5 protein-coding genes are annotated in these 1746 nt (G+C 37.5%); 1 reads left to right on the top strand and 4 read right to left on the bottom strand.

Translation table 11 applies throughout. The features are described from left to right. A partial coding sequence (locus ACFIJP_RS09015; RefSeq protein WP_375627062.1) for an antA/AntB antirepressor family protein occupies positions 1 to 372 on the top strand: 372 nt, incomplete at its 5' end. Positions 373 to 415: 43 nt separating this feature from the next. Here the strand turns inward: ACFIJP_RS09015 and ACFIJP_RS09010 are convergent. The 4 genes from ACFIJP_RS09010 to ACFIJP_RS08995 all read right to left on the bottom strand — a co-directional run bounded on the left by ACFIJP_RS09010 (position 416) and on the right by ACFIJP_RS08995 (position 1594). Beyond that, positions 416 to 697, bottom strand: coding sequence for a type II toxin-antitoxin system YafQ family toxin (locus ACFIJP_RS09010; RefSeq protein ID WP_375627064.1), 282 nt, complete (start codon positions 695 to 697; stop codon positions 416 to 418). Further along, entirely contained in the window at positions 684 to 947 is a 264-nt protein-coding gene (locus ACFIJP_RS09005) for a type II toxin-antitoxin system RelB/DinJ family antitoxin (RefSeq protein WP_004861501.1), read from the bottom strand. Before ACFIJP_RS09005 ends, ACFIJP_RS09010 begins: the two co-directional genes overlap by 14 nt. 97 nt (positions 948 to 1044) lie before the next feature. Beyond that, positions 1045 to 1350: a BrnA antitoxin family protein gene (locus ACFIJP_RS09000; RefSeq protein WP_375618924.1), complete on the bottom strand. Its 306-nt coding sequence runs from the start codon at positions 1348 to 1350 to the stop codon at positions 1045 to 1047. Continuing rightward, positions 1328 to 1594, bottom strand: coding sequence for a BrnT family toxin (locus ACFIJP_RS08995; RefSeq protein WP_375627060.1), 267 nt, complete (start codon positions 1592 to 1594; stop codon positions 1328 to 1330). Before ACFIJP_RS08995 ends, ACFIJP_RS09000 begins: the two co-directional genes overlap by 23 nt. Positions 1595 to 1746: the final 152 nt, after the last annotated feature.

Here is a 1746-nt window from a genome sequence, read left to right as displayed (position 1 = left end):
GGATTTTTGGAAAATCAAGATTATGGTTTTACGTTTCTCAAAAATGAGAAACGTAAAAATGTTATAAGTAAAGAATACCATATCACTTTAGACATGGCGAAAGAGCTTTCAATGGTTGAACGCAATGAGAAAGGTAGACAGGCTCGACGCTACTTTATTGAATGTGAAAAGAAACTAAAAAGCCAATCTGTTGATAATGAATTATTTTCTTATGAGTGTTTAAAAAAACCTGCTGGTGTTGGAGAAATCTTAGGATTGGTGATGAGACGTTTGTTAGATGCAAATAACCTCGAAAAAGAGCTTGATCATTACAAATCAGTTACAAAAGAAGCTAAACGAGTTTTAGCGACTCCGATTGCAAAAGTAGCTTAGACTTAAAACATCTTCCCTCCCCATTCTCAAAATGGAGAGGTGGTTAAAGATCAAGTTTTGAATGGGAGCCCAGACGCACTAAAATCAATCGATCTTGACCAATCAAGCGATAAATCAACACTAAGTCAGGTCGAATATGGCAATCTCGATAATTGCTCCAATTCCCAGTCAATGCATGGTCATGATATCGAGGTTCTAAAGGTTGATCATTTGCTAATGCTGCAATGATTTTGCGCAAATCAGTATCTAAAAGATGCCGATACCGTCCTTTCATTTCACGCTTGAAATCACGTTTGAAGATGGTGGTACGTTCAATCGTCCGCATAGAGATCATCAAATAATTCATCTACGGAATGAAACTTTTTTAAGTTACCTTCCTCTAGTTCTGCAAAAGCCGCTATAGTTTCCGCATTAGGTTGAAACAAGAAGGACGGAATAGCTTTATCTTGTGCAATACGCGTCATCAACACTCTCACAACATCACTTACTGATAAACCTGAAGCTTGAATAACTTGATTAGCGATATTTTGAATTTCTTCTGGTACACGCGCTTGAACCATACGACTGGCAGCCATAATGACTTCTCCTCTTGTAACTGTATTTCAATGTAATACAATTGAAGTTTAATTTCAACTATAAAGCACATTTTTTAGAGTGGCGAGATCGTTTGGCTTAACAACCACTTGCTTTTTTTAAGACTTCACCCATACGTGTTCGCCAATCTTTTCCTTGTTTTTTAAAAGAGGCAATAACATTTGGGTCGAGACGGAGAGTAACCGCTTGTTTAGGAGATTCAACGGGTGGACGCCCGCGTTTACGGCGCTCTTCTGTTACATACTTAAAAAAGGAGGCTGGTAAAACGTCTTTAGCTGGCTTTAAGCGTGCAAGTTCTTCATCTGTTAGTGGTGGGGAATCCACAGCGTCCCAATCTTCTTTTGTATAGCCACATCCTGTTTCAAAGGTTTTTTTGATAGTCATTGAAAACCTCTCTTTCTTTTTTATTCGCTTGACGAAAACTGATAATGGATATCGCTTCATTGCCAAGCTTTGCAAAAACAATAACTGTTGTGTCATCAGCAAAATGTCCAATAGCCTTCATGCGGTTTGAATGGGTTGCATCAATAAAAGCATGTTCCCAGTCAAAGTAAATAACATCGGCAAAATCAAGCTTATGTTTATCAATGTTTAAAGCTCTTTTTGGTTCATCCCACACTATCTTCATATATTTTATGTACACGAAAAATAAAACCTTGTCAATAATTAAAGTGTACAATAATTCGTATATACCATTCAAAATGGAGCAACTATGAATAAGAAAACGCGTAAGGGTCTATCGGTTCGTGCGTTTGCGAAGAAGATGGGTGTTTCACATAA

This window comes from Bartonella sp. MU37NMGALS (assembly GCF_042194015.1).
GTDB lineage: Bacteria > Pseudomonadota > Alphaproteobacteria > Rhizobiales > Rhizobiaceae > Bartonella > Bartonella grahamii.
The sequence above is the reverse complement of the archived record's forward strand: the minus strand, read 5'-3'. Positions and strand labels throughout refer to the sequence as shown.